The 24,287-nt window shown below is 64.5% G+C and carries 28 protein-coding genes; 20 read left to right on the top strand and 8 right to left on the bottom strand.

Annotated elements, in window-relative coordinates:
- Window positions 1-20: 20 nt before the first annotated feature.
- The 3 genes from BMF89_RS09575 to BMF89_RS21925 are packed head-to-tail and all read right to left on the bottom strand — an operon-like array spanning window position 21 to window position 2,240.
- Window positions 21-1,310, bottom strand: a complete 1,290-nt coding sequence (locus BMF89_RS09575) for a macrolide family glycosyltransferase (protein ID WP_078106854.1) — start codon at window positions 1,308-1,310, stop codon at window positions 21-23.
- A gap of 36 nt (window positions 1,311-1,346) precedes the next feature.
- Window positions 1,347-2,060, bottom strand: coding sequence for a DNA alkylation repair protein (locus BMF89_RS09570; RefSeq protein WP_139359613.1), 714 nt, complete (start codon window positions 2,058-2,060; stop codon window positions 1,347-1,349).
- 30 nt (window positions 2,061-2,090) lie between these two features.
- The gene (locus tag BMF89_RS21925; RefSeq protein WP_171983445.1) at window positions 2,091-2,240 is read right to left on the bottom strand and encodes a hypothetical protein; all 150 of its coding nucleotides are present in this window, start codon (window positions 2,238-2,240) and stop codon (window positions 2,091-2,093) included.
- A 133-nt stretch (window positions 2,241-2,373) separates the two neighbouring features.
- Between BMF89_RS21925 and BMF89_RS09565 the strand changes: the two genes are divergently transcribed.
- From BMF89_RS09565 to BMF89_RS09550, 4 genes are read left to right on the top strand one after another with little or no spacing between them, the layout of a single operon-like run.
- Window positions 2,374-3,162, top strand: coding sequence for a hypothetical protein (locus BMF89_RS09565; RefSeq protein ID WP_078106852.1), 789 nt, complete (start codon window positions 2,374-2,376; stop codon window positions 3,160-3,162).
- On the top strand, window positions 3,162-3,911 hold the full coding sequence (locus BMF89_RS09560; protein ID WP_078106851.1) for a 5-oxoprolinase subunit PxpA: 750 nt from the start codon (window positions 3,162-3,164) through the stop codon (window positions 3,909-3,911). Before BMF89_RS09565 ends, BMF89_RS09560 begins: the two co-directional genes overlap by 1 nt.
- Before the next feature lie 37 nt (window positions 3,912-3,948).
- Window positions 3,949-4,542, top strand: coding sequence for a 5-oxoprolinase subunit PxpB (gene pxpB / locus BMF89_RS09555; protein ID WP_253190778.1), 594 nt, complete (start codon window positions 3,949-3,951; stop codon window positions 4,540-4,542).
- Complete coding sequence (locus BMF89_RS09550; protein WP_078106849.1) at window positions 4,542-5,453, top strand: biotin-dependent carboxyltransferase family protein; 912 nt, start codon at window positions 4,542-4,544, stop codon at window positions 5,451-5,453. The genes pxpB and BMF89_RS09550 overlap by 1 nt, the downstream gene beginning before the upstream one ends.
- A 196-nt stretch (window positions 5,454-5,649) precedes the next feature.
- Here BMF89_RS09550 and BMF89_RS09545 read toward each other — a convergent pair whose 3' ends face one another.
- Window positions 5,650-7,011 (bottom strand): DUF445 family protein, encoded by a 1,362-nt coding sequence (locus BMF89_RS09545; RefSeq protein WP_078106848.1) that lies wholly within the window; start codon window positions 7,009-7,011, stop codon window positions 5,650-5,652.
- Window positions 7,012-7,061: 50 nt separating this feature from the next.
- Here BMF89_RS09545 and BMF89_RS09540 point away from each other — a divergent pair, with 50 nt between their 5' ends.
- The gene (locus tag BMF89_RS09540) at window positions 7,062-7,958 is read left to right on the top strand and encodes a glycerophosphodiester phosphodiesterase family protein (RefSeq protein ID WP_078106901.1); all 897 of its coding nucleotides are present in this window, start codon (window positions 7,062-7,064) and stop codon (window positions 7,956-7,958) included.
- A gap of 69 nt (window positions 7,959-8,027) precedes the next feature.
- Here the strand turns inward: BMF89_RS09540 and BMF89_RS09535 are convergent, their stop codons facing one another.
- Window positions 8,028-8,765 carry a fumarylacetoacetate hydrolase family protein gene (locus tag BMF89_RS09535; RefSeq protein ID WP_078106847.1) on the bottom strand — a complete coding sequence of 246 codons (738 nt, stop codon included), beginning with the start codon at window positions 8,763-8,765 and terminating at the stop codon, window positions 8,028-8,030.
- A 183-nt stretch (window positions 8,766-8,948) separates the two neighbouring features.
- Between BMF89_RS09535 and BMF89_RS09530 the strand changes: the two genes are divergently transcribed.
- The 3 genes from BMF89_RS09530 to BMF89_RS09520 are packed head-to-tail and all read left to right on the top strand — an operon-like array spanning window position 8,949 to window position 10,500.
- Window positions 8,949-9,443, top strand: a complete 495-nt coding sequence (locus tag BMF89_RS09530) for a hypothetical protein (protein WP_078106846.1) — start codon at window positions 8,949-8,951, stop codon at window positions 9,441-9,443.
- The gene (locus tag BMF89_RS09525; RefSeq protein WP_078106845.1) at window positions 9,440-10,192 is read left to right on the top strand and encodes an AzlC family ABC transporter permease; all 753 of its coding nucleotides are present in this window, start codon (window positions 9,440-9,442) and stop codon (window positions 10,190-10,192) included. The genes BMF89_RS09530 and BMF89_RS09525 overlap by 4 nt, the downstream gene beginning before the upstream one ends.
- The gene (locus BMF89_RS09520) at window positions 10,189-10,500 is read left to right on the top strand and encodes an AzlD domain-containing protein (RefSeq protein WP_078106844.1); all 312 of its coding nucleotides are present in this window, start codon (window positions 10,189-10,191) and stop codon (window positions 10,498-10,500) included. The genes BMF89_RS09525 and BMF89_RS09520 overlap by 4 nt, the downstream gene beginning before the upstream one ends.
- A gap of 55 nt (window positions 10,501-10,555) precedes the next feature.
- On the opposite strand, the gene BMF89_RS09515 is transcribed toward BMF89_RS09520, so the two are convergent.
- Window positions 10,556-11,176, bottom strand: coding sequence for a TetR/AcrR family transcriptional regulator (locus BMF89_RS09515; protein WP_078106843.1), 621 nt, complete (start codon window positions 11,174-11,176; stop codon window positions 10,556-10,558).
- A gap of 70 nt (window positions 11,177-11,246) precedes the next feature.
- On the opposite strand from BMF89_RS09515, the gene BMF89_RS09510 reads away from it, so the two are divergent.
- The 4 genes from BMF89_RS09510 to BMF89_RS09495 are packed head-to-tail and all read left to right on the top strand — an operon-like array spanning window position 11,247 to window position 13,772.
- The gene (locus BMF89_RS09510; RefSeq protein WP_078106842.1) at window positions 11,247-11,570 is read left to right on the top strand and encodes a thiamine-binding protein; all 324 of its coding nucleotides are present in this window, start codon (window positions 11,247-11,249) and stop codon (window positions 11,568-11,570) included.
- A gap of 40 nt (window positions 11,571-11,610) precedes the next feature.
- Complete coding sequence (locus BMF89_RS09505; protein WP_078106841.1) at window positions 11,611-12,294, top strand: O-methyltransferase; 684 nt, start codon at window positions 11,611-11,613, stop codon at window positions 12,292-12,294.
- A gap of 15 nt (window positions 12,295-12,309) precedes the next feature.
- Window positions 12,310-12,825: a GNAT family N-acetyltransferase gene (locus tag BMF89_RS09500; RefSeq protein WP_078106840.1), complete on the top strand. Its 516-nt coding sequence runs from the start codon at window positions 12,310-12,312 to the stop codon at window positions 12,823-12,825.
- A 44-nt stretch (window positions 12,826-12,869) separates the two neighbouring features.
- Complete coding sequence (locus BMF89_RS09495) at window positions 12,870-13,772, top strand: fused MFS/spermidine synthase (protein WP_078106839.1); 903 nt, start codon at window positions 12,870-12,872, stop codon at window positions 13,770-13,772.
- Between the two features lie 49 nt (window positions 13,773-13,821).
- On the opposite strand, the gene BMF89_RS09490 is transcribed toward BMF89_RS09495, so the two are convergent.
- Window positions 13,822-14,718, bottom strand: a complete 897-nt coding sequence (locus tag BMF89_RS09490; RefSeq protein WP_078106838.1) for a LysR family transcriptional regulator — start codon at window positions 14,716-14,718, stop codon at window positions 13,822-13,824.
- A 129-nt stretch (window positions 14,719-14,847) separates the two neighbouring features.
- Between BMF89_RS09490 and BMF89_RS09485 the strand changes: the two genes are divergently transcribed.
- The 8 genes from BMF89_RS09485 to BMF89_RS09450 all read left to right on the top strand — a co-directional run bounded on the left by BMF89_RS09485 (window position 14,848) and on the right by BMF89_RS09450 (window position 24,109).
- Entirely contained in the window at window positions 14,848-16,224 is a 1,377-nt protein-coding gene (locus BMF89_RS09485) for an MFS transporter (protein ID WP_078106837.1), read from the top strand.
- A complete protein-coding gene (locus BMF89_RS09480) occupies window positions 16,221-16,964 on the top strand; it encodes a 3-hydroxybutyrate dehydrogenase (RefSeq protein ID WP_078106836.1) in 744 nt (247 codons plus the stop codon). The genes BMF89_RS09485 and BMF89_RS09480 overlap by 4 nt, the downstream gene beginning before the upstream one ends.
- A 44-nt stretch (window positions 16,965-17,008) precedes the next feature.
- Window positions 17,009-18,151, top strand: coding sequence for a GGDEF domain-containing protein (locus BMF89_RS09475; protein WP_078106835.1), 1,143 nt, complete (start codon window positions 17,009-17,011; stop codon window positions 18,149-18,151).
- A 179-nt stretch (window positions 18,152-18,330) separates the two neighbouring features.
- On the top strand, window positions 18,331-19,767 hold the full coding sequence (locus BMF89_RS09470; protein WP_078106834.1) for a GH32 C-terminal domain-containing protein: 1,437 nt from the start codon (window positions 18,331-18,333) through the stop codon (window positions 19,765-19,767).
- A gap of 45 nt (window positions 19,768-19,812) precedes the next feature.
- Window positions 19,813-21,147, top strand: coding sequence for an extracellular solute-binding protein (locus BMF89_RS09465; protein WP_078106833.1), 1,335 nt, complete (start codon window positions 19,813-19,815; stop codon window positions 21,145-21,147).
- A 46-nt stretch (window positions 21,148-21,193) separates the two neighbouring features.
- Window positions 21,194-22,075, top strand: a complete 882-nt coding sequence (locus BMF89_RS09460) for a sugar ABC transporter permease (protein WP_078106832.1) — start codon at window positions 21,194-21,196, stop codon at window positions 22,073-22,075.
- Window positions 22,072-22,977 carry a carbohydrate ABC transporter permease gene (locus tag BMF89_RS09455; RefSeq protein ID WP_078106831.1) on the top strand — a complete coding sequence of 302 codons (906 nt, stop codon included), beginning with the start codon at window positions 22,072-22,074 and terminating at the stop codon, window positions 22,975-22,977. Before BMF89_RS09460 ends, BMF89_RS09455 begins: the two co-directional genes overlap by 4 nt.
- Before the next feature lie 121 nt (window positions 22,978-23,098).
- The gene (locus BMF89_RS09450; protein ID WP_253190777.1) at window positions 23,099-24,109 is read left to right on the top strand and encodes a LacI family DNA-binding transcriptional regulator; all 1,011 of its coding nucleotides are present in this window, start codon (window positions 23,099-23,101) and stop codon (window positions 24,107-24,109) included.
- On the opposite strand, the gene BMF89_RS09445 is transcribed toward BMF89_RS09450, so the two are convergent.
- Window positions 24,087-24,275, bottom strand: a complete 189-nt coding sequence (locus BMF89_RS09445; RefSeq protein WP_253190775.1) for a helix-turn-helix domain-containing protein — start codon at window positions 24,273-24,275, stop codon at window positions 24,087-24,089. The two genes, BMF89_RS09450 and BMF89_RS09445, sit on opposite strands and share 23 nt — an antisense overlap.
- Window positions 24,276-24,287: the final 12 nt, after the last annotated feature.

Below are 24,287 nucleotides of genomic sequence, written 5' to 3'. Positions count from 1 at the left end.
CAGCGGATGCAAGCTACACGCTACCCAGCATGTGGCGGCACCGGAAGGCCGATGGCGGGGCCGCGCAGGAAGTCCTCAATCGCGTCGGCGGCTGCGGAAGCTCCCCCGGAGCCGCGGACGCGTGCGCTCATCCCCTCAAGGTTGCCCCTGATCGCCTGGTCGCCGCTGACGTCAAGGACCGTGTCGCGGATCAGCTGCGGGGAGAGCGCCTCCAGCCGGAGCCGCCGCCCGAGTCCAAGGTCCTCCACGCAGCGCGCATTGGCTCCTTGCTCAGGCTGCAGCGGGAAGGCCACCAACGGCACCCCGAAATAGAGAGCCTCCATGGTCGAGTTCATCCCGGTGTGGGAAAGGAAGGCGGAAGCGTGCGGCAGGACTTCCAGCTGCGGAAAGAAGGGCCGTACCTCAAAGTTCTCCGGGATGTCTCCCAGCTCCGACTCCTCGACGCGCTCTCCGATTGCCATGGCAACTTGCCACTCGGTGCCCGCGAATCCTTCCAGGCACATCCTGAAGAAATCCGGGCGGTCATTCAACGGGGTTGTGCCCAGAGAGACGAACAACAGTGGACTGTCCTTCACCCGGGGTTGCCAGGCCTCCTCGTTGCCTCGCAAGCCAAGGCAAGGGCCCACGAAGTGGAACCTGGCATCGAAAGTCTCTCCCGAGGGCTGGAATTCCCTTGGGATGAAGGAGATGTTCAACGACGCAGGCGGGCCTCCCATGAATTGCAGATGGCCCACGCCATGCTCCGCGGCGAAATCATGGATCTTTTGGCCGACCTGTTTCCAGGCCTCCACCATGCCTGGCGGCGGCGGGCCCGGCATGAGGTCCCGCATCGAGAAATGTTCATTGGTGGCGTAGCTCGGAAGCAACGCAATATCGGGCAAGGCCAACTTCGCGGCAGCCATCTTCCCGGAGAGCGTCATGGCGTCGTAAGCCACCCCGTCCGGCGGGTCCTGGGCCAGCCGGGCCAGCAGGGCCGGGAACTCCTCCCTGGCGCCCTTGAGGATCCGCTCGAGCAGTCCCGACATCATTCCGGACGGCATTCCCGCGAACATTCCCGTCATCGGCGAAGGTGCCGGAGCCCCCTCGACCGGCGCCGGGCCACCCTCTGCGGAACGCTCGCGCGGCGGGAGGAAGGCCGCCAGGTCCTCTCCACTCGGAAAGAACGCGGCGCCGGCGGATTCAACGGCCTTCGCGTACTTCGCCGACGTGGCGTACGTGACCCGGTGGCCTCTGCGGACCAGCTCTGCGACCACTGGCAAGGTCGGGTTCACGTGTCCCGCGGCAGGCAAACAAATGAAGGCTATGTGCATGGCGCCACTTCCTCGGGTGCCGGAACAGCGGATGCTTCACTTGGAAAGATCGGTGCCATGAACGCTGCGCCGGCGTGATTTCAGTCCAGTCTCCAACTTGGTCCGCACCTCGCGCTTCACACGCGCGGCAAGCTCGGTCTCATGCATTTCCAGGAAGGTCCGGACGGCGCGCGGATCCCACGGCACCAAGGACCGCAGCGCCCAACTGACTGCCTTGACCACGGTGTCGTCGCGATCATTGATCAAGATCCCGACGACGCCGAGCGTCCGCTGTGTGTCGCCCGTTCCCCACCGTGACCTCGTGTTCAGGACTGTCGTGGAGACAAGCGCAATGCGCCGCCACCAATGGTCCGGGCTCCGTGCCCAGCGGTCGACAACGGTGTCCGGGATGAGCCCTTCGCGCCACGCGGGTCCCACCAAGACGGTCGCAAAAGCATCGGCCTGCCCCCAAGTAGTGATGCCTTCTCCCAAGTGTTCAAGCCGGGCTGGCGTCAGCTCGGCGAAAGCCGCCTGATGGGCATTGATGAATTCCCATCCCTCCCAGGCAAAGCCGGCTCGCACAAGCCCTTCGGCGAGATTGAAGACGACGGCGGCGTCCATCGTGGCGATTTCCGCGGAAATCCTGCGGCGGACGGTGCGGAAGCTCGCGGCGTCGTGCTTCTCCAAAGCGCGCAGTTCCTCGAGGACGCGCGCCAATAATTGCCCCGGTTGGGTATCCCCCGGAGAGACGAGTACTCCGTGCGAAGCCACTTTCGGCCCCCCGATTTCGCCGGCTGAACGCTATTTTGCGGGGGCGTCGTCGGTATCCGGCCCTTCGGCGGGTTCCTGGCTGTGAAGGCCCGTATCGTGGGGCACCCAGCCCTCGGTTTCCCCTTCGGCAGGGGCGTCACTGTGGTGGCGGACGTCGTTGGTCTCTGCTGCTTTGTTCATTCCGGATACTTCCTGTCCTTCGTTGGACTGTTCCCGCGAACGCCTTAAAGTCTACGCCGGGGACGAGGCGTGTGGCCTAGGCTAGGCCAAGGAACTACCGAACGAATCCAACGGCTGAATGCAGAGGTGAAGAATGGCAAAACGACCCAACCCGGCAGTAAAGATTGCGCAGGAAACCGCGCACAACGCCATGTTCGACGCCAGCGGCAAAGCCAAGCCCGGTGTCCACAACGTGCTGCTTCGCGCCGTCGAAGTCCAGCGTCCCCTTGTCCTGGCCAACCTGCGACGCCTGCAGCGCAAACACCCGCAGGCCACGGCGGCCCAGTTGGCCGCGAAACTGGAGCGCGACTACCTCCGCGCAGTCACCGGTGGGGGTGCCGCGGTCGGGGCAACCGCCGTCGTGCCCGGGATCGGCACCGCAGCCTCGCTGGGACTGTCCGCGGTGGCCACGGTCGGCTTCCTGGAAGGAACCGCGCTGTATGCCGCTTCCCTGGCCGAACTCCACGGCATCCGCCTGACCGATCCGGACCGTGCACGAACCATGGTCATGGCCATCATGCTCGGGGAGGAAGGCACCGCCCTGCTGGGCGCCCTGAGCGGACAATCGCTCGGCAAGGGCAAAGGCGTCACGCAGGCCTGGGGCAAGACCCTCACCAAGAAGGTGCCGGGCGGAGGATTCGGCGCCATTCGCGACGCCATCCAGCGCGCCTTCCTCAAGCGGCTCGTCCAGCGCCAAGGTGCCGCTTTCCTCGGCCGGGCCTTGCCTTTCGGCGTCGGGGCCGTGGTGGGCGGCGTCGGAAACCGCGTCATGGGGCGTGCCGTAGCGGCCTCGGCGAGGGAAGCATTCGGTCCCATGCCGGACATCATCCCGGGCGAGTTGCTCCCAGCCGCCCGCCAGAACGCGCTGGAAGGCGGAAAATAGTGGATCTCAACGCTGATTCGGGGGAGTCGTTCGGCTCCTGGACCATGGGGAACGACGCGTCAATGTTCCGGATTGTCAGCAGCGCCAACGTTGCCTGCGGCTTCCACGCCGGAGATCCGGTGACCATGCTGGACAGTTGCCGGGCCGCCTTCGAACTCGACGTCCGGGTGGGCGCCCACGTGGGCTACCGGGACCTTCACGGCTTCGGGCGCCGATCGATGGACATGTCCTTCGATGAGCTCTTCGGCGACGTCCTTTACCAGCTCGGTGCCCTGGACGGCATGGCCCACGCGGTGGGCGCCTCCGTGGACTACGTCAAACCGCACGGTGCCCTGTACAACCGGATCGTCAACGACGTCGAGCAGGCCGAAGCCGTGGTGGCCGCAATTCACGCCTACGATCCCGGGCTTCCCGTCCTTGGCCTGCCGGGCTCGGCATTATTGCGGCTCGCCGAAGAATCCGGGCACCCGGTGTTCCGGGAGGCTTTCGTGGACCGCGGCTACATGCCGGACGGAACGCTGGTGCCGCGCTCGCAGGACGGCGCGGTGGTGCACGACGCCGCCGCAGTCGTCGAGCGGGCCGTGCGCTTTGCCGTGCGGGGCGAGGTGCTGGCGGTGGACGGCACATTGGTGCGCGTGAAGCCCGATTCGTTGTGCATCCACGGTGACACCCCGGGCGCTGTCGAGCTGGCTGCGGCGGTGCGCGCCGGCCTCGAGGAAGCTGGTGTGGAGATTGAATCCTTCGCCTGACCGGGAGCTTTTGCCCTGCGGCGACAGCGCCTTCTTGGTGGAATTGCCGGAACTGACCGCCGTCGTCGCGTACTACCGCGGGCTGACCCGGGCCGGCACATCGGCCGGCGTTTCAGCGCCGGAGGGGATCATCGACGTCGTGCCCGCCGCCCGCACTGTCCTGGTCACCTTCGATCCCGAAACGATCCGTCCTTCGGAGGTCCGCGACTGGCTGGAGTCCGCAGAACCGGCATACGACGTTGCAGCTTCGGGCCGCGAAGTGACCATCGAGGTCTCTTACGGTGGCCCGGACCTTGCCGAAACGGCGCAGTTCCTGGGCATGGGCGAGGCCGACGTGGTCAAGCTCCACTCGAGCTCGGAGTGGACGGCCGCGTTTTCCGGCTTTGCGCCCGGCTTCGTGTACCTGGTCACGACCCATGAGCGGCTCCGCGTCCCGCGTCGGAACACTCCACGCACCGCCGTGCCGGCTGGCTCTGTTGGCCTCGCCGGTGAATTCAGCGGAGTCTACCCGCGATCCTCCCCGGGCGGTTGGCAGCTGATTGGAACCACGACGGCGGCACTGTGGGACGCGTCCAAGCCCGAGCCCGCGCTGATCCGGCCGGGCGACCTGGTCCGGTTCGTGGAGGCCTGATGGGGATTGTCGTGGTGAACCCTGGCCCCCTCACCTTGGTGGAAGACCTCGGCAGGCAGGGCTGGGCCTCGCTGGGGCTGAGCCCCTCCGGCGCCCTGGACCGGCAATCCCTTCGCCTTGCCAATCTGCTCGTGGGGAACCCGGCGGAAGCGGCCGGGCTGGAAACATTGCTGGGCGGCCTTCGCCTGCGGTTCGTCACGGCGTCGACCATTGCGGTAACAGGCGCCGAGGGGATTGTGACCCTCAACGGTGCCGAGATTGCGCTGAACCAAGCCGTCCGGGTGGCTCCGGGCGCCGTGCTTGATTTCGGTTCGCCGCTGTTCGGACTGCGGTATTACCTGGCAGTACAAGGCGGCATCGACGTGCCCACGCTCCTCGGTTCAAGCAGCACGGACATGCTCTCCGGTGAAGGCCCCGCGCCGTTGACCTCGGGTGCGCAGTTGGGAATCGGGCGGGCTTCCGCTGGCAACGGCCCGAGCTCCGGAGCCGGGGCGGGGGCTGGAGCCGAGGCTGGAACCCGCGGCAATGCACATGTCCTCCCTGCTATCCGCCGCGCTCCTGATCCGGGGCGCGCCATCACGGCCCGCGTGGATCGGGGCCCCCGTGCTGACTGGTTCGACCTCGACTCCTGGCGCCGCCTTGTCAGCCAGGAATGGACCCTGTCGCCTGATTCGAACAGGATCGGTGCCCGGCTGGTGGGCCGTCCGCTCACCCAGACCCGGCTCGAAGAACTGCCCAGCGAAGGCATGGTGCTCGGCGCTCTGCAAGTGCCGCCGTCGGGCCTTCCCACGGTATTCCTGGCAGACCATCCCGTGACGGGTGGCTACCCCGTGATTGCGGTGGTGCGTCGCACGGACCTGGACTTGTTAGGCCAAGCCCGCCCCGGCCAGCGCATCCGTTTCCTGGGCTGAGGATCCCCATCACTGGACATGCCCCTTCTTGGCTGCGAGGAGTGGACATGTCCCTTGTTCGTGCCCACGCCGCGTTGGACATGCGCGTTCCTGGGTACGTGGAGTGGACATGTTCGGATTATGTCCAATGCTCAGGGGCAGGGACGGGCATGTCCCCTTCAGCCCGCCGGTACCGATGCCCGCACGGGTACCCGCGTCAGCCGAACACCAAGTGCGCCACTGCGAAGATCGCGAGACCGGCCAGCGACCCCACCACCGTGCCGTTGATCCGGATGTACTGCAGGTCCTTACCGACCTGGAGTTCGATCTTTTGCGAGGTTTCCTCGGCATCCCATCGCGCGACGGTATCCGTAATGACGCCCGCGATGTCGGATCGGTACGTTTTGACGAGGTACCCCGCAGCATCACCTATCCAGGCATTGACCTTGCCCGCCAGTTCGTCATCGTTGACAAGCCGCAAACCGAAGTCCCGGACGGCGCTCTTGAAACGCTGTGTCAGTTCGCTGTCGGGATCGTCGACGGCGGTGAGCAGCGCGTCTTTGATGGTTCCCCACGTGCGGGAGGCGAGCTCGCGGACCTCGGGATCACCGAGGACCTGGGTCTTGATTGTCTCGGCACGGGCAATCATTGCAGGATCGTGCTGGAGATCCTGGGCCAGATCCCCGAGGTAAGTATCGATCGATTGGCGCACTTGGTGATCGGGATCCTGCTGCACAGCCCGGATGAACTTGGCGATTTCGTTGTAGACCCTGTCGCCCACGATGTCGTCCACGAAGGACGGAACCCAGAGGGGCGAACGGTCGGACACGAGCCGGTTCACCGTGGAGTGGTTCGCTTCCACCCAATCCGCCGCCCGGTCAACCAGAAGATCCACGAGCTTGTGGTGGTGGCCGTCGGCAAAGATCCGTTCGGCCATCCGGCCCACGGGCGGTCCCCAGGGCGGAGTGAGCAAGTGCTTGCGGACCATGCCCTCGATCACTGCCTGCACGTCGTCGTCGTTCAACACGGTGAACGCGCCGCGGATCAGTGCTGAACCTTCCTTGGCAATCCGCTCCGGACCGCCGGGGGATGCGAGCCACGTCCCGGCTTTCCGGGCGATGTCCACGCTCGCGAGCTTCTCCTGGACCACCTGCTCGGACAGGAAGTTGGTCTCGACGAATTCGCCAAGCGAAGCGCCGATCTGGTCCTTCCGCCGCGGGATGATGGCCGTGTGCGGGATTTTCAAGCCCATGGGGTACTTGAACAGGGCGGTGACGGCGAACCAGTCGGCCAGCGCTCCCACCATGCCGCCCTCGGCAGCTGCCCGCACATATTCCAGCCACGGATACTGCTTCTGCAGGGCGAAAGCGGCCGTGAAAACCACCGCCATGACAATCAGGAGCGCCAGCGCCACGGATTTCATCCGACGGAGGGCAGCAGCCTTTTCAGCGTCGCCGTTCCGTTGCCCGACGCTGGCGGCAACCGTGGAGCCGTTCCTGGCACTTGCGTGCCGGGCAGCCTCCGCCGTCGGGTCGCTATCGCTGTCCGTCACCGGGATTTGTTCAGAGTTCACCTGCATGTGCCCAGCGTAGCCCCGTCGCCGTCGTGGGCGTGGGCTACCGTGTCCCCATGACGATTGACAACCCCGGTCGCCCGGAGCAAACGGAACAAAGCACGCGGCCCAAGGTCTACGCCCACCGCGGAGCCAGTGCCGCATTTGCGGAGCACACTCGTGCCGCCTACCTGAAGGCAATCGCCGACGGCGCCGATGGCGTCGAGTGCGACGTCCACCTGACCCGCGACCAGCACGTGGTCCTGCTTCACGACGCGAACTTGGACCGCACCTCTGACGGCACCGGTCCGGTGGCCGAAAAGACGCTCGAAGAGCTGCGGCAGCTGGACTTCTCCTCCTGGAAGGGCGCCAGGATTCCGGACCAGTACGGCGCAAAGTCGGACCAGCTCCTGACGCTCCCGGAGTTGCTGGACATCCTGCGCGATGCCGGCAGGGCCATCGGCTTGGCCATCGAGCTCAAGCACCCGAGCCCGTACCAGCTCAAGCTCGAAGATCGCGTGCTGGAGCTTCTGGCCAGCGAAGGGTGGGACGCGGAGACCTCAATGCTGGACAACATCCAGGTTTCCTTCATGAGCTTCAGCCCGGATTCAGTCAAGCACCTGCTCCAGTTCGTTCCTGCGGAGCACATTTGCCAGCTCGTGGACGACGTCACAGTGGAGGATGTGCGCGATGAACTTGGACTGGGAGCTTTCACCGGGGGAGCCGTGGCCAACGTGATGAAGGCCGCCCAGCAGGAGGGCGAGCGGATCCTCGACGACTGTGAGGTCGGACTGGCCGGCCCGGGCATCGATTACGTCCGGAAGCACGCCCGCACCGTCCAGCGCTGGCTGGAATCAGGCCGCCGCTTCCGGGTGTGGACCGTCGATTCGGAGAACGATGTTGCCCTGTGCCAAGGCCTCGGAATCCACGAGATCACCACGAACAAGCCGGCGCAGGTCCTGGCCCAGCTTTAGGCATCCCTGGCACCCAACTAACTCGCAGTTGTTGTCGTTCTGGGGCTCCAAAACGACAACAACTGCGAGTCAGATGACCGTGTTGCTAAGGGTGCCGATGCCGCCCAGCGTGATGTCCACCCGGTCGCCAGGCTGGACGGCAACGAAGGTGTTCGGAGCTCCCGTCATGATGATGTCTCCCGGTTCCAAGGTGAGCCATTCGGTGACGTAAACGAGGCACTCCGTGATGGAGGACGGCAGGTTGAAGGAACCGGAGCGTGCCTTGACCTCGCCGTTGACTACTACCTCGGTGCTCACGTTGTCCGGATCCTCGATCCCGGTTTCGATCCACGGCCCTAGCGGGGTGTAGTTGGTGCCGGACTTGCCCTGGAAGAGCTTCTCGTCGACCTGGTTCTGGTCCACATTCGTGACGTCGTTGACCACTGTGTAGCCCAGGACGTGGTCCAGGGCATTCTCGGCCGTGAGCTTGTCCGCACGCTTTCCGATGACGGCGGCAAGCTCGCCTTCAACGTTCACCGTGCCCGCGTTGCGCACGGCCACGATGTCGTCACCCGGACCGGCGATGCTGTGGACCGACTTGTGCCAGGCCTGGATGGGCAGCACGTGGTTGTTGTTGCCCAGGTTGTGCCCGATTCCCAGCACCACGGAAGGCCGGACAGGGGCGAGGAACTCGGCGTCGTCCGCGGAGCTGGTTTCTCCCGTGAAGGAAAGGACCTCGGCAAAGGGATCCTCGATATGGTCCCAGTTTCCGTTGCGCAGGACTGCATGCTGGGGGCCGGAGGGTGTCTGTAGTCGGGCGATGCGCATGGAACTCCTCGTTGAATTTCGTGGGGCAGTGAACGCGGGCGGTGGTCGTAGCCAAGCCCGACCAAGGAAGAACATACATTATGTTGAACCTAGTACAGCATTCTGAACGATTGTGAACGGTGTGTGCTCGGCTCTTCACCTTTCCGGTTACCGCGCCGGGCGGGGCTGTGGTTGCATGAATACATGCCTTTTTCGTGGTCCGCCCGGACAACCCAGACAATCTCCGCGGCGGCCATGAGTGCACTGTTACTCGTGAGCGCCAGGAAGCACTTCCAGGAGCCGAAGTTCTACGCTCCGGTCGTCCCGGACTATCTCTGCCGCAAGGACCACGCGGTCGGAAGCGCCGCACTCGAGGACGGCCAAGGCAGGGGCGGCGCAATCGCGCCGCGTAACGGCGCATTGGCGGTCATGTCCCGGGAGGAATGGATCGCGGTGAGCGGACTGCTTGAGGCGGCTGCCGCCGTCGGGCTCCTCATTCCTGTCACCCGCAAGGCCGCAGCCCACGGCACCACCCTCATGTTCACGGCCTTCCTGGCCGGGCACGTAGACGCGCTCCGCCGTGCGTACTCTCCTGGCGGAACCGCATCCGCGCGGCGGATTCACACGCTGCGGCTGCCCTTGCAGGTCCCCTTGATCCTGTGGGCATGGAGTTTGGCCGGAGCGAAACGGGAAGCATGAAACTCCTCGAATCCCCGGCGGTGAAGGTGGGCCTCTCCATCAGCATCGCAACGGGCCTCTACGGGATCTCGTTCGGGGCGTTGGCCTCGGCCTCCGGGTTCAGTTTCTGGCAGACCATGGCGTTCAGCCTGCTCATGTTCAGCGGAGGCTCGCAGTTCGCCTTCATCGGCGTCGTGGCCGGGGGCGGTTCCGGCATTGCAGCCATGACCGCGGCCGCGCTGCTGGGCTTGCGGAACGGCATCTACGGGATGCAGATGAACGCGCTGCTGCGCCCCCGCGGTTGGCTCAGGTACCCGCAAGCCCACATCACCATCGACGAATCCACGGCCACTGCCTCGGGCCAACGGAATCCGGACGAACAGCGCCGCGGGTTCTGGACCGCCGGACTGGGCATCTTCGTGTTGTGGAACATCTTCACGGCCGTCGGGGCCCTGGCCGGCGACGCCTTGGGCGATCCCAAGCAATGGGGGCTCGACGGCGCCGCCGTCGCAGCGTTTCTCGGTTTGCTCTGGCCACGACTCAAGGGCCGTGAGCCTTGGGCGATTGCCGCAGCTGCTGCGCTGGCAACCATCGTTGCGGTCCCGTTCGTTCCAGCGGGTGTGCCCATTCTCGTGGCTGCCGTGGTGGCCGGGGCCATCGGCTGGTTCAGTCACGGTCGCAGCGACGAAGGGATGGAGCCCGACGTCGATCCCTACCCGCACGGTCATCCAAGCATTGACGCTTCCAGCCGCGAAAGGAACGCCGAATGAACCTCTGGCTCTGGATCCTCATCGCCTGCGGACTGGCGTACCTGACGAAGCTTTCGGGCTATTTCGTGCCGGCGAAGCTGCTGCGGAGTCCGCGGATGATGCGTGTGGCCGGCACCATGACCATCGGCCTGCTGACGTCCCTGACCGTCGTCAATGCGGTGGCATCGGGGCAGTCCCTCGCCTTCGACGCCCGGCTCGGTGCGCTCGCAGCGGGGGCCGTCGCGCTGTGGCTCCGGGCCCCGTTCCTGGTAGTGGTCATCGTCGGATCGGCAGCGGCCGCTGGGCTCCGGCTGCTCGGCTGGCACTGAACCGCCGCGGGTGGTACCGGTCGTCGCCGCGGTGGGCAACGCCGTCGTGCGCTGGTTACTGGAAGGTCATCCCGGGGATGGGTGTCTGCTGCGGCAGGGGGCGCGACGGGCGTTCGGTGCGGATGGCGTCCTCAAGCAGGGCGACCGGCCGTTCCCAGGCGCGCGACCCCGGCTCCATGGTGTCGACGGCGCCGATCAGCATGGCAACAAGGCGCACCATGTCCTCAATGGAAATGTCCCGGCGCAACGAACCCTGGCCCTGGCCGCGGCTGAGGAGTTCAGCCATGGAATCGATCAAGCCGCCCGTGATACCCACAAGGAGTCCGCGGCGGCCGGCGACAGCGCCCAGCAGGTTGGCGTCTTCGCTGGCAACCTGGACTACGGCGTCGATCACGTTGATGAGCCCGACGGCGGCATCCATGCCCGCGAGGGACTCCGCCGCGACCGGGTCCACGTGAAGCCTGAGTTGCCGCGATAGGGCGGCCAAGACGAGTTGTTCCTTGTCGGCGAAGTTGCGGAACAAGGTAGCCGGGCCGACACCTGCGGTGGCTGCGATCGTCTGGAGGGGAACCTCCGGCCCTAGCTCGCGGAAGCACTGGCGCGCCGCCGTGATGATCTTGTCGACATTGCGCGCAGCGTCAGCTCTAAGTGGCTTACGTTCCAAGGGCCGGTCCATGCTGCTCACAGTAGCAACGGAGGGCCTCCAATCACTTTTGTGACATTCTTGCCCATGAAAGACTGGATTCATGTTGCTTGCCTTTTCAGTCGCCCCGTCCGGCCAGCCCACTGCTGGCGCCGTATCCGTTGATGGCTCGGTGCACGACGCCGTTGCCGAGGCCGTGAAGATCGTCCGTGAATCCGGGCTCCCCAACCAGACGGACTCGATGTTCACCACCATCGAGGGGGAGTGGGATGAGGTGTTCGACGTCGTCAAGCGCGCCACCGAGGCCGTGGGCAAGTACGGAAACCGGGTGTCCTTGGTGATCAAGGCGGATATCCGGCCCGGATACGCGGGAGAACTCACGGGCAAAGTCGAGCGGCTGGAAAAGGCGATCGCCCAAGGGGAGTAGGTCCTTCCCACTGTCCCGTGCCCGGTGCCAGACTGGGGCCATGTTTGAACACAAGGCCCAGCCCGGCTGGGTGGCCGTCGAGGAATACTTGTCCACCGCCGTCGTCCGCCCGAACGCCGCGCTCAAGCACGCGGTGCAGTCCGCCCTCGACGCCGGGATGCCGCCCATCGAGGTTGCGCCCAACGCCGGCAAGCTGCTCAAGATGCTGGTGCAGCTGTCCGGTGCGCGGCGCGTGCTGGAGATCGGTACCTTGGCCGGCTTCAGCGCGATCTGGATGGCCCAGGGACTGCCCGACGACGGGCGCCTGGTCACGTGCGAATACCTCCCTAAACACGCTGAAATCGCCAGGGTGAACCTGGACATGGCCGGGATCGGCCACAAAGTGGACATCCGGATCGGCCCGGCGCTGAAGACCCTTGCGGCGCTGGCAGAAGATCCCACGCGGGACGGCCCGTTCGACTTCGTCTTCATCGATGCCGACAAGGAGAACGATTCCAACTACCTCGACTGGGCGATCAGGCTCGGGAGGCCGGGCACGGTGATCGTGATGGACAACGTCATCTGGGAGGGGGCCATCCTGGATCCTTCGATGGATGAGGTGAACGCTCCGGGCATCGTAGGGGCACTCGAGATGATGGGCAGGGATCCGCGACTCGACGCAACGGCCATCCAAACCGTCGGATCCAAGGGCTGGGACGGCTTCGCGATAGCCCGCGTGGTGTGACGCTAGGCTGTGCGCATGGAATTTACCCTTCGCGCCGCAACGGTTGACGACGTCGAGCCCCTGACGCGCATGCATTTGGCCGCCTGGCGGGAAAGCTACGGGCACCTCTTGCCCGAGGAGTTCTTCGCCTTCCGTGAAGCCACCATCAACACGCGGATCGAGAGGCAGCGCGAAGCATTGGCGGGCTCGTACAAGCCGATCCTCGCCCACGACGCCGACGGAGCACTTGTGGGTATCGCTTCTTCCGGTCAGTCCCGCGATGAGGACGGGCCATGCGACGTGGAACTGCAGATGATCTACACCTTGCGTCGCGTGCACGGTTTGGGAGTGGGGCAAGCATTGCTCGACGCCGTTGTCGGCAACGCTGCCGCATACCTGTGGGTGCTTGAAGACAATCCACGTGCCCAGGCGTTCTACCGCAAGAATGGTTTCCAGCCCGACGGTACGCGTCAGCTCCTGCCGCCGGATTGGCACGAACTGCCTGAGATCCGGATGGTGCGTGCCGCCGTCGGGGGCCGACCGCAAGGCTGAGGCGTCAACTAGGGTTGAAGGATGACCGGAAGAAGGCGGCTGTAGTGGCGAAGCGTGGCAAGGGCAGGGGCGCCGGGCAGGCTGCCGGGGTCATCGAGGTGCCGGCGGGCACCAAGCCGAACGGTCCCGTGGAAGGCGTCTACTACATCGACACCGGCGACTGCGAACTCGTTGCCGACCCGGACAACTCCAACGGCTGGCTCCTGAAGATCAACGGCGTCATGAGCTCGCACATCGATGTGGCAGAGCCGTTGTTCCTGGACTTCGAGTACATGCGCTGGATAGCGGCCCTGGTGGAATCCAAATGGCCGCCCGAGTCCAAGCCGAAGTTGCGGGCCTTGCATCTGGGCGGCGGCGCATGTTCCCTTGCCCGGTACTTCCACGCTGCCTATCCGGACGCGCGCCAAGTGGTGGTGGAGCTCGACGGCAAGCTGGCCGAATACGTCCGCGGCTGGTTCGATCTCCCCAAGGCCCCGTTGCTGCGAATCCGCGTGGGCGAAGCCAGGGAAGTCACGGAAGGCCTCACTCCGGGCACCCGCGACCTCATCATCCGGGACGTCTTTGCCGGCGCCCTCACACCGCGGGCGCTCACAACCCGCGAATTCAACGATCACGCATCGACGGTGTTGGCTCCGGGCGGGCTTTACGTGGTGAATTCCGGAGACGCTCCGGACCTCAAGAACGCCCGCGAGGACGCCGCCACCATCGCAGACACCTTCGCCCACACCATGATCATTGCCGACCCCGCGATGCTCAAGGGGCGGCGGTACGGAAACATGATCATGGCCGGCAGCCACGAGCCGTTCGGCGACGATCCGCAACTGGCCCGGAAGCTGCTCGGCGGGGCCGTTCCGGCGCATATCTGGAACGATGCCAAGGTCCGGGCATTCGCCGTCGGCGCCCAGATCCGGCACGACCCCCAGCCAGCCGCATCGACTGCTGAGTAACTGCCGTTTTGGGCGCCCAAAACGACCGTTACTCAGCAATCGATGTTGCTCAGCGGCGCGCCAGCAACAGTTCGCGGTGGGCGGCCGTCTCCTCTTGCAGGGCGTGCACGACGGCGGCAACGGCAGGGCGGCGCATCGAGTCGGGCCGCAGGACCATCCAATAGGGGAGCAGCTCCGCGAAATCCGAGGGCAGCAGCCGCACCAGGTCCGGGTGCCGGTCCGCCATGAAGCACGGGAGGAAACCGACGCCGGCTCCGGCGCGCGTCGCTTCCACGTGGACGAAGACGTTGGTGGAGCTCAGGCCGTCGCGCATGGAGGGGACCAGCCGGCGCGGGGCATCGAGATCGTCCACCTGCAGCATGGAATCCACGAAATAGACCAGCTGATGCTGCGTCAGCTCCTCCACCGTTCCGGGCAGGCCGTGAAAAGCCAAGTACTCGCGCGAGGCATACATTCCCAGCATGTACTCTCCCAAAAGCACAGCCTCGGCCCGGTGCACCTGGGGTTCGCCCACGACCACCTCGAGGTCCAGTCCGGAACGTTGCTGGAGCGCCCGACGGGTCACCGTGATGATCTCGACCGTGAGGCCAGGATGCGATCGCCGCAATCGCGCCACGGCGGGTGCAGCGATGTACGCGCTGAACCCGTCGGTCGCGGTCATGCGTACGACGCCGGCAATGGGGTCCGGCGCGCGGTCTTCCGGTCCCAGCGTGCCCACTGCCGCTTCGATCCGCTCTGCCACGCCCACTGCCTCGGCACCGAGCTCCGTGACTTCCCAGCCACCGGCAGCCCTCGCGAGGACACGGCCGCCGAGCGCCTTCTCGAGCGCGGCGATCCTGCGGGAAACGGTGGTGTGGTTCAGGCCCAAGGCTTGGGCCGCCGTCGTGAACTTTCCTGAGCGCGATACCGCGAGGAGGACCAGGAGGTCGTCGGGATTCGGATTCATATCTGCAATTCTGCACACATAGGGTGCCATTTTGGGTATTGAAGCCCCTGAATTGTGCGGCAATACTCATTGGAGCATTTCGTGTTGTGGATCACAGCACGTGTCAGTGTGGACACTAAGGAGATGGACATGAGCGTAGGACAACGCTCCGCAGCAGGCGCCGCCCCCGGCAAAGGCGCAGGCCTCAAGAAGATCGTTGCCGCCTCGATGGTGGGCACGGTAGTTGAATGGTACGAATTCTTCCTCTATGCCACCGCCGCAACGCTGGTTTTCGGCAAGTACTTCTTCCCGCCCACCGGCAACGACCTTGACGGCATTATCCAGGCGTTCCTGACGTACGCGGTGGGCTTCGTGGCCCGCCCACTCGGTGGCATCGTCTTCGGCCAGATCGGCGACAAGCTCGGCCGCAAACCCACCCTGCAGCTCACCATCGTGATTGTCGGGGTCTCCACTTTCCTCATGGGCTGCCTCCCGGGCTTCGCCGACCTCGGCTACTGGGCGCCGGCCATGCTCGTAGCGCTCCGCTTCATCCAGGGCTTCGCACTGGGTGGCGAATGGGGCGGCGCAGTGCTGCTGGTGGCAGAACACAGCCCCAAGGAGTCCCGCGGATTCTGGTCAAGCTGGCCGCAGGCCGCCGTTCCCGTCGGCAACCTCCTTGCCACGCTGGTCCTGTTCGTCATGTCCACCACCCTCAGCAGCGCTGCCTTCCTGGGCTGGGGATGGCGCGTGGCCTTCTGGCTCTCCGCAGTGATCGTCTTCGTGGGCTACTACATCCGCACCCACGTGACCGAGGCTCCCATCTTCCTTGAGGCAAAAGCCCAGGTGGAGAAGGAAGAAGCCGTCAGCTACGGCGTCGGCGAAGTCATCCGCAAGTACCCCAAGGGCATCCTCCAGGCCATGGGACTGCGGCTGGCCGAGAACATCATGTATTACCTCGTGGTGAGCTTCTCCATCGTGTACCTCAAGAGCGTGGACAAGTACGACACCTCCTCTCTGCTGCTCGCCCTGCTGATCGCGCACGTTGTCCACTTCGTCGTCATCCCGCAACTGGGCCGGCTGGCAGACACTTGGGGACGCAAGCCGGTTTACCTGATCGGCGCCATCAGCGGTGCCACCTGGCCGTTCTTCGCCTTCCCCATGTTCGACACCAAGAACCCCGTGGTGATCGTCCTCGCCGTGACCATCGGCCTGTGCCTGCACGCCTTCATGTACGCGGGGCAGCCTGCCATCATGACCGAGCTCTTCCCCACCCGCATGCGCTACTCGGGCGTCTCCCTTGGCTCGCAGGTCACCTCGATCTTCGCCGGTTCGCTCGCCCCGCTGCTGGCGACCGAGTGGCTCAAGGACACCGGATCCTGGATGCCCACCGCCATCTACCTGGTGATCTGCTGCGCGATCACCGCCGTCGTGGTCCTGACGCTCAAGGAGACCCGCGGCGTGGCGCTGGAAGACGTCGACAACGCTGACGCCGTTCGCCACGGACTCCCCGTGGGAGCCCGGGCATGACCCTGGAGGGCCGCAAGGCCCTGGTCACCGGCGGGGCGAGCGGCATCGGGGCGGCATGTGCCACGGCCCTCGCCGCGCGGGGCGCGAAGGTTGTGGTGGCCGACGTCGATGCCGACGGAGCCGCGGCGCTCGCCGACACGCTGGGCGGCACCGCCTGGGCCGTCGATCTGCTCGACACCGAAGCGCTCGCCGGCCTCAGCCTGGATTGCGACATCCTCGTCAACAACGCCGGCATCCAGAAGGTTGCTCCGATCGAGGAGTTCGAACCGGCGGATTTCCACCGCATCCTGACCCTCATGCTCGAGGCCCCTTTCCTGCTCATCCGGGCCGCACTCCCGCATATGTACGCCAACGGATTCGGCCGGATCATCAATATCTCCTCGGTCCACGGGCTGCGGGCATCGGCGTTCAAGAGCGCATATGTCTCGGCCAAGCACGGGCTTGAGGGGCTCAGCAAAGTGACTGCCCTTGAGGGCGGCCAGCACGGAGTCACCTCCAACTGCATCAATCCGGGGTACGTGCGTACGCCGCTCGTCGAGAAGCAGATCGCAGACCAGGCCCTGCTGCACGGCATCCCCGAATCGGAAGTCCTGGCGAAGGTCATGCTGACGGAGTCCGCGGTGAAGCGCCTCGTGGAGCCCGCGGAAGTAGCGTCGCTGGCCGCGTGGATAGCGTCCGACGACGCCGGCATGGTTACCGGGGCCAGCTACACGATGGACGGGGGCTGGTCCGCCCGTTAACTGCCCCTCAATGTCGTAGGCTGGTGCGCACGAGGGGAGCGCATATGGGTCTCGATCCGGCCAGCTTGAAGATAGCTCTGGGCATTGTCGCGTTTACGCTCTGCCTGCTGTTCTTCGGATCGTTCCGCCGGACCCGCTCCGCGTACAGCGGCTGGTGGTGCCTCGCCCTCGTTTTCTTGCTCTCGGGGAACATGGCGTACCTGCTCAGCGGCACTTCCCAGCAAATCTGGGCGGGTCCCCTCGGCAATGCCTTGCTGGTGGCGGGTGCATTCAGTGTGTGGGCGGGCTCGCGTTCGTTGAGGTTGCTCCGGACGCCGCGATGGCAGCTCCTCGCGGGACCCGCCGCCACCGCCGTGGCCGCCGCGCTGGAGAACCCCGCCACCAACGTGTGGTCCGGCGGCCTGGTGTATTTGGCCATGATGTCCTTGGGCATGGGTTTGGCAACAGTTGAACTCTGGCGGCTGAAGCCCAGCGTTTCACAGGCCCACCGCTCCTTGGCGCTCGCCGCGGGAGTGCTGGCGTCCTTCTTCTTTTGCCGGGGGATCGCCTACCTCGTGGAAGGGCCCGACGGCCCGGACTTCGGTACCTACCTCAGCTCGGCAACCACCAGCGTGGTCACTATCGTGCTCCTGGTCACCGTGTCCTTCAGCATGACGGCACTGAGCAACGAGCAGCTCATCAACGGCCTCAACGAACGCGCCACCCGGGACGGCCTGACGGGGCTCCTGAACCGCACTGCTTTCATGGAGTTGGCCACCCAGGAAATCAACAGGCTGCACTCCGCGGGATCGGTTTCCACGCTGATCCTCGCCGACCTCGACCATTTCAAGTCCCTCAATGACAGCCATGGCCACGCTGCCGGCGATACCGCCATCCAAGCCTTCGCTGCAGCGTGCCAGGCCTCGGTCCGCCACACAGACCTCGTAGGGAGGTATGGCGGGGAGGAATTCACCATCCTCCTTCCAGGGGCCGATGTGGAGAGCGCCGAGATCATCGCCGGCGAAATCAGCCGCCGTTTGGCCTCGGCAGAAGCTCCGGACGGCATCACTTTCCCCACGGTGAGCTATGGCATCGCCCCCAGCACCCTCGACAATGCCGAGGTTGCCCACATGATCGTGGCCGCCGACAAAGCCCTCTACCAGGCCAAGTCCCTCGGCCGGAACCGCGCGGTCTGCGCAACCTCCTAACTGCGGCACCGCGCCGCCGTCGTGCGCTGGTTCCCGCAGCGTTCAGTCGTCTGCCGAGCCGATCCTGAACAGCTGGGACCAACCCGCTGAAACAGTCTGCTTAAACGCTTGATCAATGGTGTGACCTCGGTTACGCTTGCAGTGATCAAACGCTTTAGCAGAAATGGACATCAACGCCGATGACTTACTCAGTCTTCTTCCAACCCGCCGAAGGATGGGTCGGAGACGTGATCCCGTTCCAAAAAGACGGGGAGTTTTGGCTTTTCTATCTGCACGAGGTCAGGAACAACCCGAAGCCGGGAACGTCCTGGAATCTCGTGACCACCAAAGACCTCACGCGGTTCGAGGACCAGGGAGTATCGCTGCGTCACGGCGGGGAGGGCGAATCGGATTTCAACGCCTACACGGGCAGCGTCGTCTGCGACGATGCCGGAATCCACCACCTGTTCTACACGGGACAGAATCCCCGGCACCTCGGCGCCGACGGAGCCCCGCTGCAACTCGTCATGCACGCCACGAGCACGGACGGAATGCTGACGTGGGCCAAGCATCCTGAACGGACCTTCGGCGCCCCGGTGGGCTACGAATCCGGCGACTGGCGCGATCCCTTCGTTTTCAAGGACGAGGCAAGCGGTCTGTGGCGAATGCTGCTGGCAGCACGGCATTCGGACGGTCCGGCCCGCCGTCGCGGAGTGATCGCCCAATGCGTCTCCCCGGACCTGATGGATTGGAAGCAGGCCGAGCCGTTCTGGGATCCGCGCCGGTACATCACGCACGAATGCCCGGACGTTTTCGCGTGGGGCGACTGGTGGTACCTGGTCTATTCGGAATTCTCCGAGTCCTTCACCACCCGCTACCGCATGGCGAAAAGTCCAAACGGGCCCTGGATCGTGCCGGCGCTGGACACCGTTGACGGCCGCGCCTTCTATGCCTCGAAGACAGCCGGGCGGGATGGCCGCCGGTTCTTCTTCGGCTGGATCGCCAGCAAAGAGGGCAACCACGACGACGGCGCCTGGCAGTGGGCGGGCACGATGTCCGTCCTTGAGGCCCGCCAGAACGACGACGGCACGCTCGCTTTTTCCCTCGCCGACGAACTTGTCGAGAGCTTCTGGGACGACATCCCGGTAACTTTCGGCAGCGACCTTCCGGTGACGCTGCATGCCCCCGACGGATACACCGCCATGGTGTCCGCTGAAGTCCTCCCTCTGCAGTTCTACGCCCGGGCGGTACTGCAGATCGAAGCCGATACCAGCGAATGCGGGCTGCTGCTCAGCTCAAGTGCGGACGGGGACGAGTCCTACATCATCCGCCTGGAACCGAAACGTGGACGCATGGTGTTTGACCGATGGCCCCGCGAAAGCAACGGCGACGCGCAATGGCACGTCTCCGGGGATGTCCCTTTCGAGATCGAGCTGGAACGCCCCTGCGAACTCGTCCCGGGAGAGCACACCCTCGAACTTGTCGTGGACGGGGATCTTTGCGTCGCCGTCGTCGACCGGCAGGTCACTTTGAGCACCCGGATCTACCGTCTACCGAACGGCCGGATCGGCGTTTTCGCCGGTGAAGGCACCACCACCCTCACTGAACTTGAGATACGTAAGCGCACAGACAACTAAATACCAAGCGCCAGGCTTCCGTTCACATCAAAGGAGATTGTCCCCATGAAGAAACTCATGCGAACGGCCGCTGTAGCAGCGGCCGCAGCCCTCGCCCTCTCCGCCTGCGGCGGTGGAGGGGCCGGCAGCGCTTCCAACGTCAACCCCACCGGAGATATCAAGCCGCGGCAAATCTCGTGGCTTCTGTCCCGACCGGCTGACGGGGCGGTCATCAACATCATGAAAAAGATCGCCGATGAATACGCCCAGACCCACCCCGGCTTTTCCCTCAACCTGATCACGACCCCTGACCGGCCCTCGTACATCCAGAAGTACGAAACCCTCGCCGCTGCGAACAAGCTTCCCGAGCTTTTCGACACCGACGCCACGCCCTTCGCCCAGCAACTCGCCAAGCAAGGCAAGATGGTCGACGCCGAGAAGCTGCTCAAGGACCTCGGCGTCTACGACACCTACCGTCCAGCGGCCCTGAACTATCAACGCTTCGACGACGGATCCCTCTACATGATCCCGATGCAGTTCGAGCTCGAGTTCTTCTGGTACAACAAGGCGCTCTTCCAGAAGGCAGGCCTCACGGTCCCCACCTCGCTCGATGACCTTCCCGCGGCCTGCACGGCGCTGCGCAAAGCGGGCATCACTCCCATTGCCCTCGACGGACAGGACCAGTGGCCTCTCGAGCGCTATGCGGCCTACCAGCCGTTCCGTCAGGCCGGACCCGACTACGTCACGAGCCTCAAGAAGAACCAAGCCAAGTTTGCCGATGCCCCAGGCCAGAAGACCGTCAACTGGCTGTCGTCCTTGGGCCAGTCCAAGTGCTTCTCAGATGGTTTCTCGTCGCAGGGCTACTCGGACGCCCAGAACCAGTTCACGTCCGGACAAGCCGCCATGTATAACATCGGCACGTGGGAGCTCTCAAGCCTCGCGACGGACAAGCTGAACCCGGCAGTCGGCAGCGACGTCGACTTCTTCACGCTCCCAACCACGTCCGGCTCGGTCACCGCGGCGAATGAGTACGTCTCTCCGTCGGGCATCGGCATGGCGGTGAACGCAAAGACTTATGACCCGCTCGTGGCCGACTTCCTTAAGTTCGCCCTCACGAAGTACCCTGCCGAATACGCCGCGACGGGCGCGCTCGCCCCAACCACGAACGTCCAGACCACGATCCCCGCCAATGCGACGCCGCTCTACAAGAAGGCGCTCGACAAGGCGACCGACCTCGGCACCAAGCAGATCATGCCCTGGGACACGCAGCTTGACCCGACGAGCAACACGCGTCTCCAGCAGGAGCTCACCCTCCTGGTCCAAGGCAACGTATCCCCGAGCGAGTTCACCAGCACGATGGACAGCACCATCGCACAGAACGCTCCCAAGTTCTTCAAATAACACGCAGCGGTGGGGGGCCCAGGCCCCCCACCCGAAAGGCACTCCCATGCTTCCCAATCGATCACGGCTCTCGGTCCTGGTCTTCCTGCTCCCGCCGCTGCTTCTCTACGGCGTCGCCGTGCTGTTCCCGATATTGCAATCGCTGTTCCTCAGCTTCTTCTCGTGGAACGGCATCAGCGACATGGAGTTCGTGGGCTTCGCGAACTACGTGCACATGCTCACTGGTGACAGCGTGTTCTGGCGCTCCTTCTTCAACGCCCTCGGCTACCTCGCCATCTGCCTTGTCCTCCAGCTGGGCGGCGCACTGTTCGTCGCGAGCCTCCTGACCTCATTGCGAAGAGGCCGCGAGCTCGTCAAAACCCTGTATCTCCTGCCTGCGGTGATCTCGACAGTGGCGATCGCCTTCCTCTTCGTGCGGATCTACTCGATCGATCCGGTGGGGCTCCTCAACCAAGTCCTCGGCTGGATCGGCCTCGGCAGCCTTGAACGTCCCTGGCTTTCCGACATCAATACTGTCCTCGCGGCGGTTTCAGCACCCGAAGGCTGGAGGTTCACCGGACTCTACATGCTCATCATCTACGCGGCGCTGCTGGCCGTCCCGCAGGAACTTGAAGAGGCGGCACGCCTGGATGGCGCCAACCGGTGGCAGTTGTTCACCAAGATCAGATTCCCGCACATCCGGCCCGTGTGGATCACCACCACCATCATGGCCACAACCTACGGCCTGCGCGGCTTCGATATCCCCTACCTCATGACCAATGGCGGCCCCGGCCAGTCTTCGGAGCTGCTGACCACGTACATGTACAAAACCGCGTTCACCAGTACCGACTTCGGCTACGCCAGCACCATCTCGGTGTTCATCGTTGTCGAGTGCCTCGTCGCCGTCGGATTCATCCTGCTCATGCTCAAACGAAAGGCTGACGCATGACCGCGCAAACAGCCCCGGTTGCCCGGCCGGTCCCGGCCCCGACAAGCAGCCCGACGCCCCGACGTCGGCGGCGCAAACCAAACGTCTTCCGAAGCTTATCGAGGGTGCTGATCGTCCTCATCGTCGTCGTGCAGGTCTACCCTCTCGCCTGGCTGTTCCTCACGAGCCTGCGCAACGAGCACGACTTCGCCACGGGGGATCCTTTCGCGCTGCCGAGCTCCATCAGCTTCGACAATTACGCCCGGGCGTTCCAGACCGGCAACCTCGGCCAGAACATCCTGAACAGTTTCATCGTCACGATGGGTGCCAACCTCCTCATTGTCCTGCTGGGGATGATGGCAGCGTATGCGTTGCAGGTCCTCGGATTCCGGTTCAGCAAATTCGTCCGCGGCCTCTTCCTGATCGGCATCATCGTGCCGGTGCAGATTGCGCTTGTGCCGCTGTTCATCGATTACTCGTCCGTGAACCTGCTGGACACCTACCAATCGATGATCATTCCCTTGGCCGGGTTCGCCCTTCCCATGTCGATCTACCTCTTCTCTTCGTTCTTTGAATACATTCCCCGGGAGACCTACGAGGCGGCTTCCCTGGACGGAGCCGGACCGTACCGGATCTTCGGGCTGATCACGCTTCCGCTCTCGACCAACACGGTGGTGACAGTTGTCCTGGTGAACAGCATCTTCATCTGGAACGACTTCATTTTCGCGAACACCTTCGTGCTTTCCGAAGGGCTCAAGACCATCCCGCTGGGGCTGCAGAACTACATCGGCGCAATGGGCAAGGTCGACTGGACTGCGACGTTCGCCGCTGTCTGCATCACCATCACGCCTTTGCTGCTCGTGTTCCTCGTCCTCAACAAGGCGATGATCCAAGGACTCGAGAGCGGGGCCACGAAAGGGTGAGGGCACGGGCACTGGATAGACTGTGAGGGGAGGGCCAATGACGTCTGAGAAAAGCTTGACAGAACCCGAGGTTAACCCCTCGCATCCACCGGCAACTCCGAGGACGAGCCATCCGGTCACGATGCGTGAGGTAGCGGAAGGGGCTGGAGTTTCCGTTGCCACGGTTTCCCTCGTCGTCAACAACAAGAAAGACGCCAGGATCGGCGCCGGGACCCGCAAACGCGTCCTGGACACCATCCGCGAACTGGGGTACCGCCCGAACGCCCTCGCGAAGAACCTCGTGAGCGGCAGTTCACGATTCATCGGCCTCGTCGCCGACGCGATCGCCACGACTCCCTTCGCGGGACAAATCATCCACGGCGCCCAGGACGAAGCCTGGAAGCACGGATTCGTGCTTTTGGTTGCCAACACCGAAGGCGACGAACCCGTGGAAAAAGACGCCATCTCAATGATGCTCGAGCACAAAGTCCGCGGCATCCTGTACTCCACCTGGTTCCACCGCCCAACCGACATCCCTGCCGCGTTGCAAGAGACCGACTTCGTGCTGGTGAACTGCTTCTCCCCGGACTCCGACGCCCTGGCGGTGGTCCCGGATGAAGTCCACGGCGGACGGGAAGCCACCGAAATCCTTGTGCGGAAGGGACACCGACGGATCGCGTTCATCAACGCCACGATTCCTGCCCCGGCGAAGGATGGCCGCCTCCAGGGCTACCGGGAAGCGCTCGAATCTGCTGGAATCGCATTCGATCCGCACCTCGTGTTCGACGCCTATCCGGACCAGGAAGGCGGCTACGGAGCAGTCGAGGAACTCCTTAAACGGGACGTCACGGCAGTCTTCTGCTACAACGACCGCATGGCGATGGGTCTGTACGACGGGTTGAAGCAACACGGCCTGTCGATTCCAGATGACATGGCTGTGGTGGGGTTCGACAACCAGGAAGTCATTGCCGCCCACATGCGGCCGCCACTGTCCACCGTCGCGCTGCCGCATTACGAGCTCGGCGCCGCGGGCGTGCGCTTGCTCCTTGGTGTCGACCAGCCGGCGGGCAGTCCGGTGGTAAAACTTGAGTGCCCTCCAGTGGAGCGCGATTCCGTTGGACCAAATACGCTTACAGCTCCCCGGCTGCCTTAGGCCCGGCCTCGTCAACGGCGGAATGCTCGATGTAGGACTCGACCGCCGACTCCGGAACGCGGTAGGACCGCCCGAACCGCACAGCATGAATGGCATGGGAGTTCACGAGGCGGTAGACGGTCATCCTGGAAACCCGCAGCGCTTCGGCGACCTCTGCAATTGTCATGAATCGGTTGGC

This window comes from Arthrobacter sp. SRS-W-1-2016 (assembly GCF_002009585.1).
In the GTDB taxonomy this organism is placed as follows: domain Bacteria; phylum Actinomycetota; class Actinomycetes; order Actinomycetales; family Micrococcaceae; genus Arthrobacter; species Arthrobacter bambusae_A.
Note: the sequence above shows the minus strand (reverse complement) of the source record. Positions and strands in the feature narration are given on the sequence as shown.

Coding starts and splice junctions, on each gene's coding strand:
- BMF89_RS09575 (WP_078106854.1), bottom strand. CDS start 1,310: ATGCACATAGCCTTCATTTGTTTGCCTGCCGCGGGACACGTGAACCCG.
- BMF89_RS21925 (WP_171983445.1), bottom strand. CDS start 2,240: ATGAACAAAGCAGCAGAGACCAACGACGTCCGCCACCACAGTGACGCC.
- BMF89_RS09565 (WP_078106852.1), top strand. CDS start 2,374: ATGGCAAAACGACCCAACCCGGCAGTAAAGATTGCGCAGGAAACCGCG.
- BMF89_RS09550 (WP_078106849.1), top strand. CDS start 4,542: ATGGGGATTGTCGTGGTGAACCCTGGCCCCCTCACCTTGGTGGAAGAC.
- BMF89_RS09545 (WP_078106848.1), bottom strand. CDS start 7,011: ATGCAGGTGAACTCTGAACAAATCCCGGTGACGGACAGCGATAGCGAC.
- BMF89_RS09540 (WP_078106901.1), top strand. CDS start 7,062: ATGACGATTGACAACCCCGGTCGCCCGGAGCAAACGGAACAAAGCACG.
- BMF89_RS09535 (WP_078106847.1), bottom strand. CDS start 8,765: ATGCGCATCGCCCGACTACAGACACCCTCCGGCCCCCAGCATGCAGTC.
- BMF89_RS09530 (WP_078106846.1), top strand. CDS start 8,949: ATGCCTTTTTCGTGGTCCGCCCGGACAACCCAGACAATCTCCGCGGCG.
- BMF89_RS09525 (WP_078106845.1), top strand. CDS start 9,440: ATGAAACTCCTCGAATCCCCGGCGGTGAAGGTGGGCCTCTCCATCAGC.
- BMF89_RS09520 (WP_078106844.1), top strand. CDS start 10,189: ATGAACCTCTGGCTCTGGATCCTCATCGCCTGCGGACTGGCGTACCTG.
- BMF89_RS09515 (WP_078106843.1), bottom strand. CDS start 11,176: ATGGACCGGCCCTTGGAACGTAAGCCACTTAGAGCTGACGCTGCGCGC.
- BMF89_RS09510 (WP_078106842.1), top strand. CDS start 11,247: ATGTTGCTTGCCTTTTCAGTCGCCCCGTCCGGCCAGCCCACTGCTGGC.
- BMF89_RS09505 (WP_078106841.1), top strand. CDS start 11,611: ATGTTTGAACACAAGGCCCAGCCCGGCTGGGTGGCCGTCGAGGAATAC.
- BMF89_RS09500 (WP_078106840.1), top strand. CDS start 12,310: ATGGAATTTACCCTTCGCGCCGCAACGGTTGACGACGTCGAGCCCCTG.
- BMF89_RS09490 (WP_078106838.1), bottom strand. CDS start 14,718: ATGAATCCGAATCCCGACGACCTCCTGGTCCTCCTCGCGGTATCGCGC.
- BMF89_RS09485 (WP_078106837.1), top strand. CDS start 14,848: ATGAGCGTAGGACAACGCTCCGCAGCAGGCGCCGCCCCCGGCAAAGGC.
- BMF89_RS09480 (WP_078106836.1), top strand. CDS start 16,221: ATGACCCTGGAGGGCCGCAAGGCCCTGGTCACCGGCGGGGCGAGCGGC.
- BMF89_RS09475 (WP_078106835.1), top strand. CDS start 17,009: ATGGGTCTCGATCCGGCCAGCTTGAAGATAGCTCTGGGCATTGTCGCG.
- BMF89_RS09470 (WP_078106834.1), top strand. CDS start 18,331: ATGACTTACTCAGTCTTCTTCCAACCCGCCGAAGGATGGGTCGGAGAC.
- BMF89_RS09465 (WP_078106833.1), top strand. CDS start 19,813: ATGAAGAAACTCATGCGAACGGCCGCTGTAGCAGCGGCCGCAGCCCTC.
- BMF89_RS09460 (WP_078106832.1), top strand. CDS start 21,194: ATGCTTCCCAATCGATCACGGCTCTCGGTCCTGGTCTTCCTGCTCCCG.
- BMF89_RS09455 (WP_078106831.1), top strand. CDS start 22,072: ATGACCGCGCAAACAGCCCCGGTTGCCCGGCCGGTCCCGGCCCCGACA.
- BMF89_RS09450 (WP_253190777.1), top strand. CDS start 23,099: ATGCGTGAGGTAGCGGAAGGGGCTGGAGTTTCCGTTGCCACGGTTTCC.
- BMF89_RS09445 (WP_253190775.1), bottom strand. CDS start 24,275: ATGACAATTGCAGAGGTCGCCGAAGCGCTGCGGGTTTCCAGGATGACC.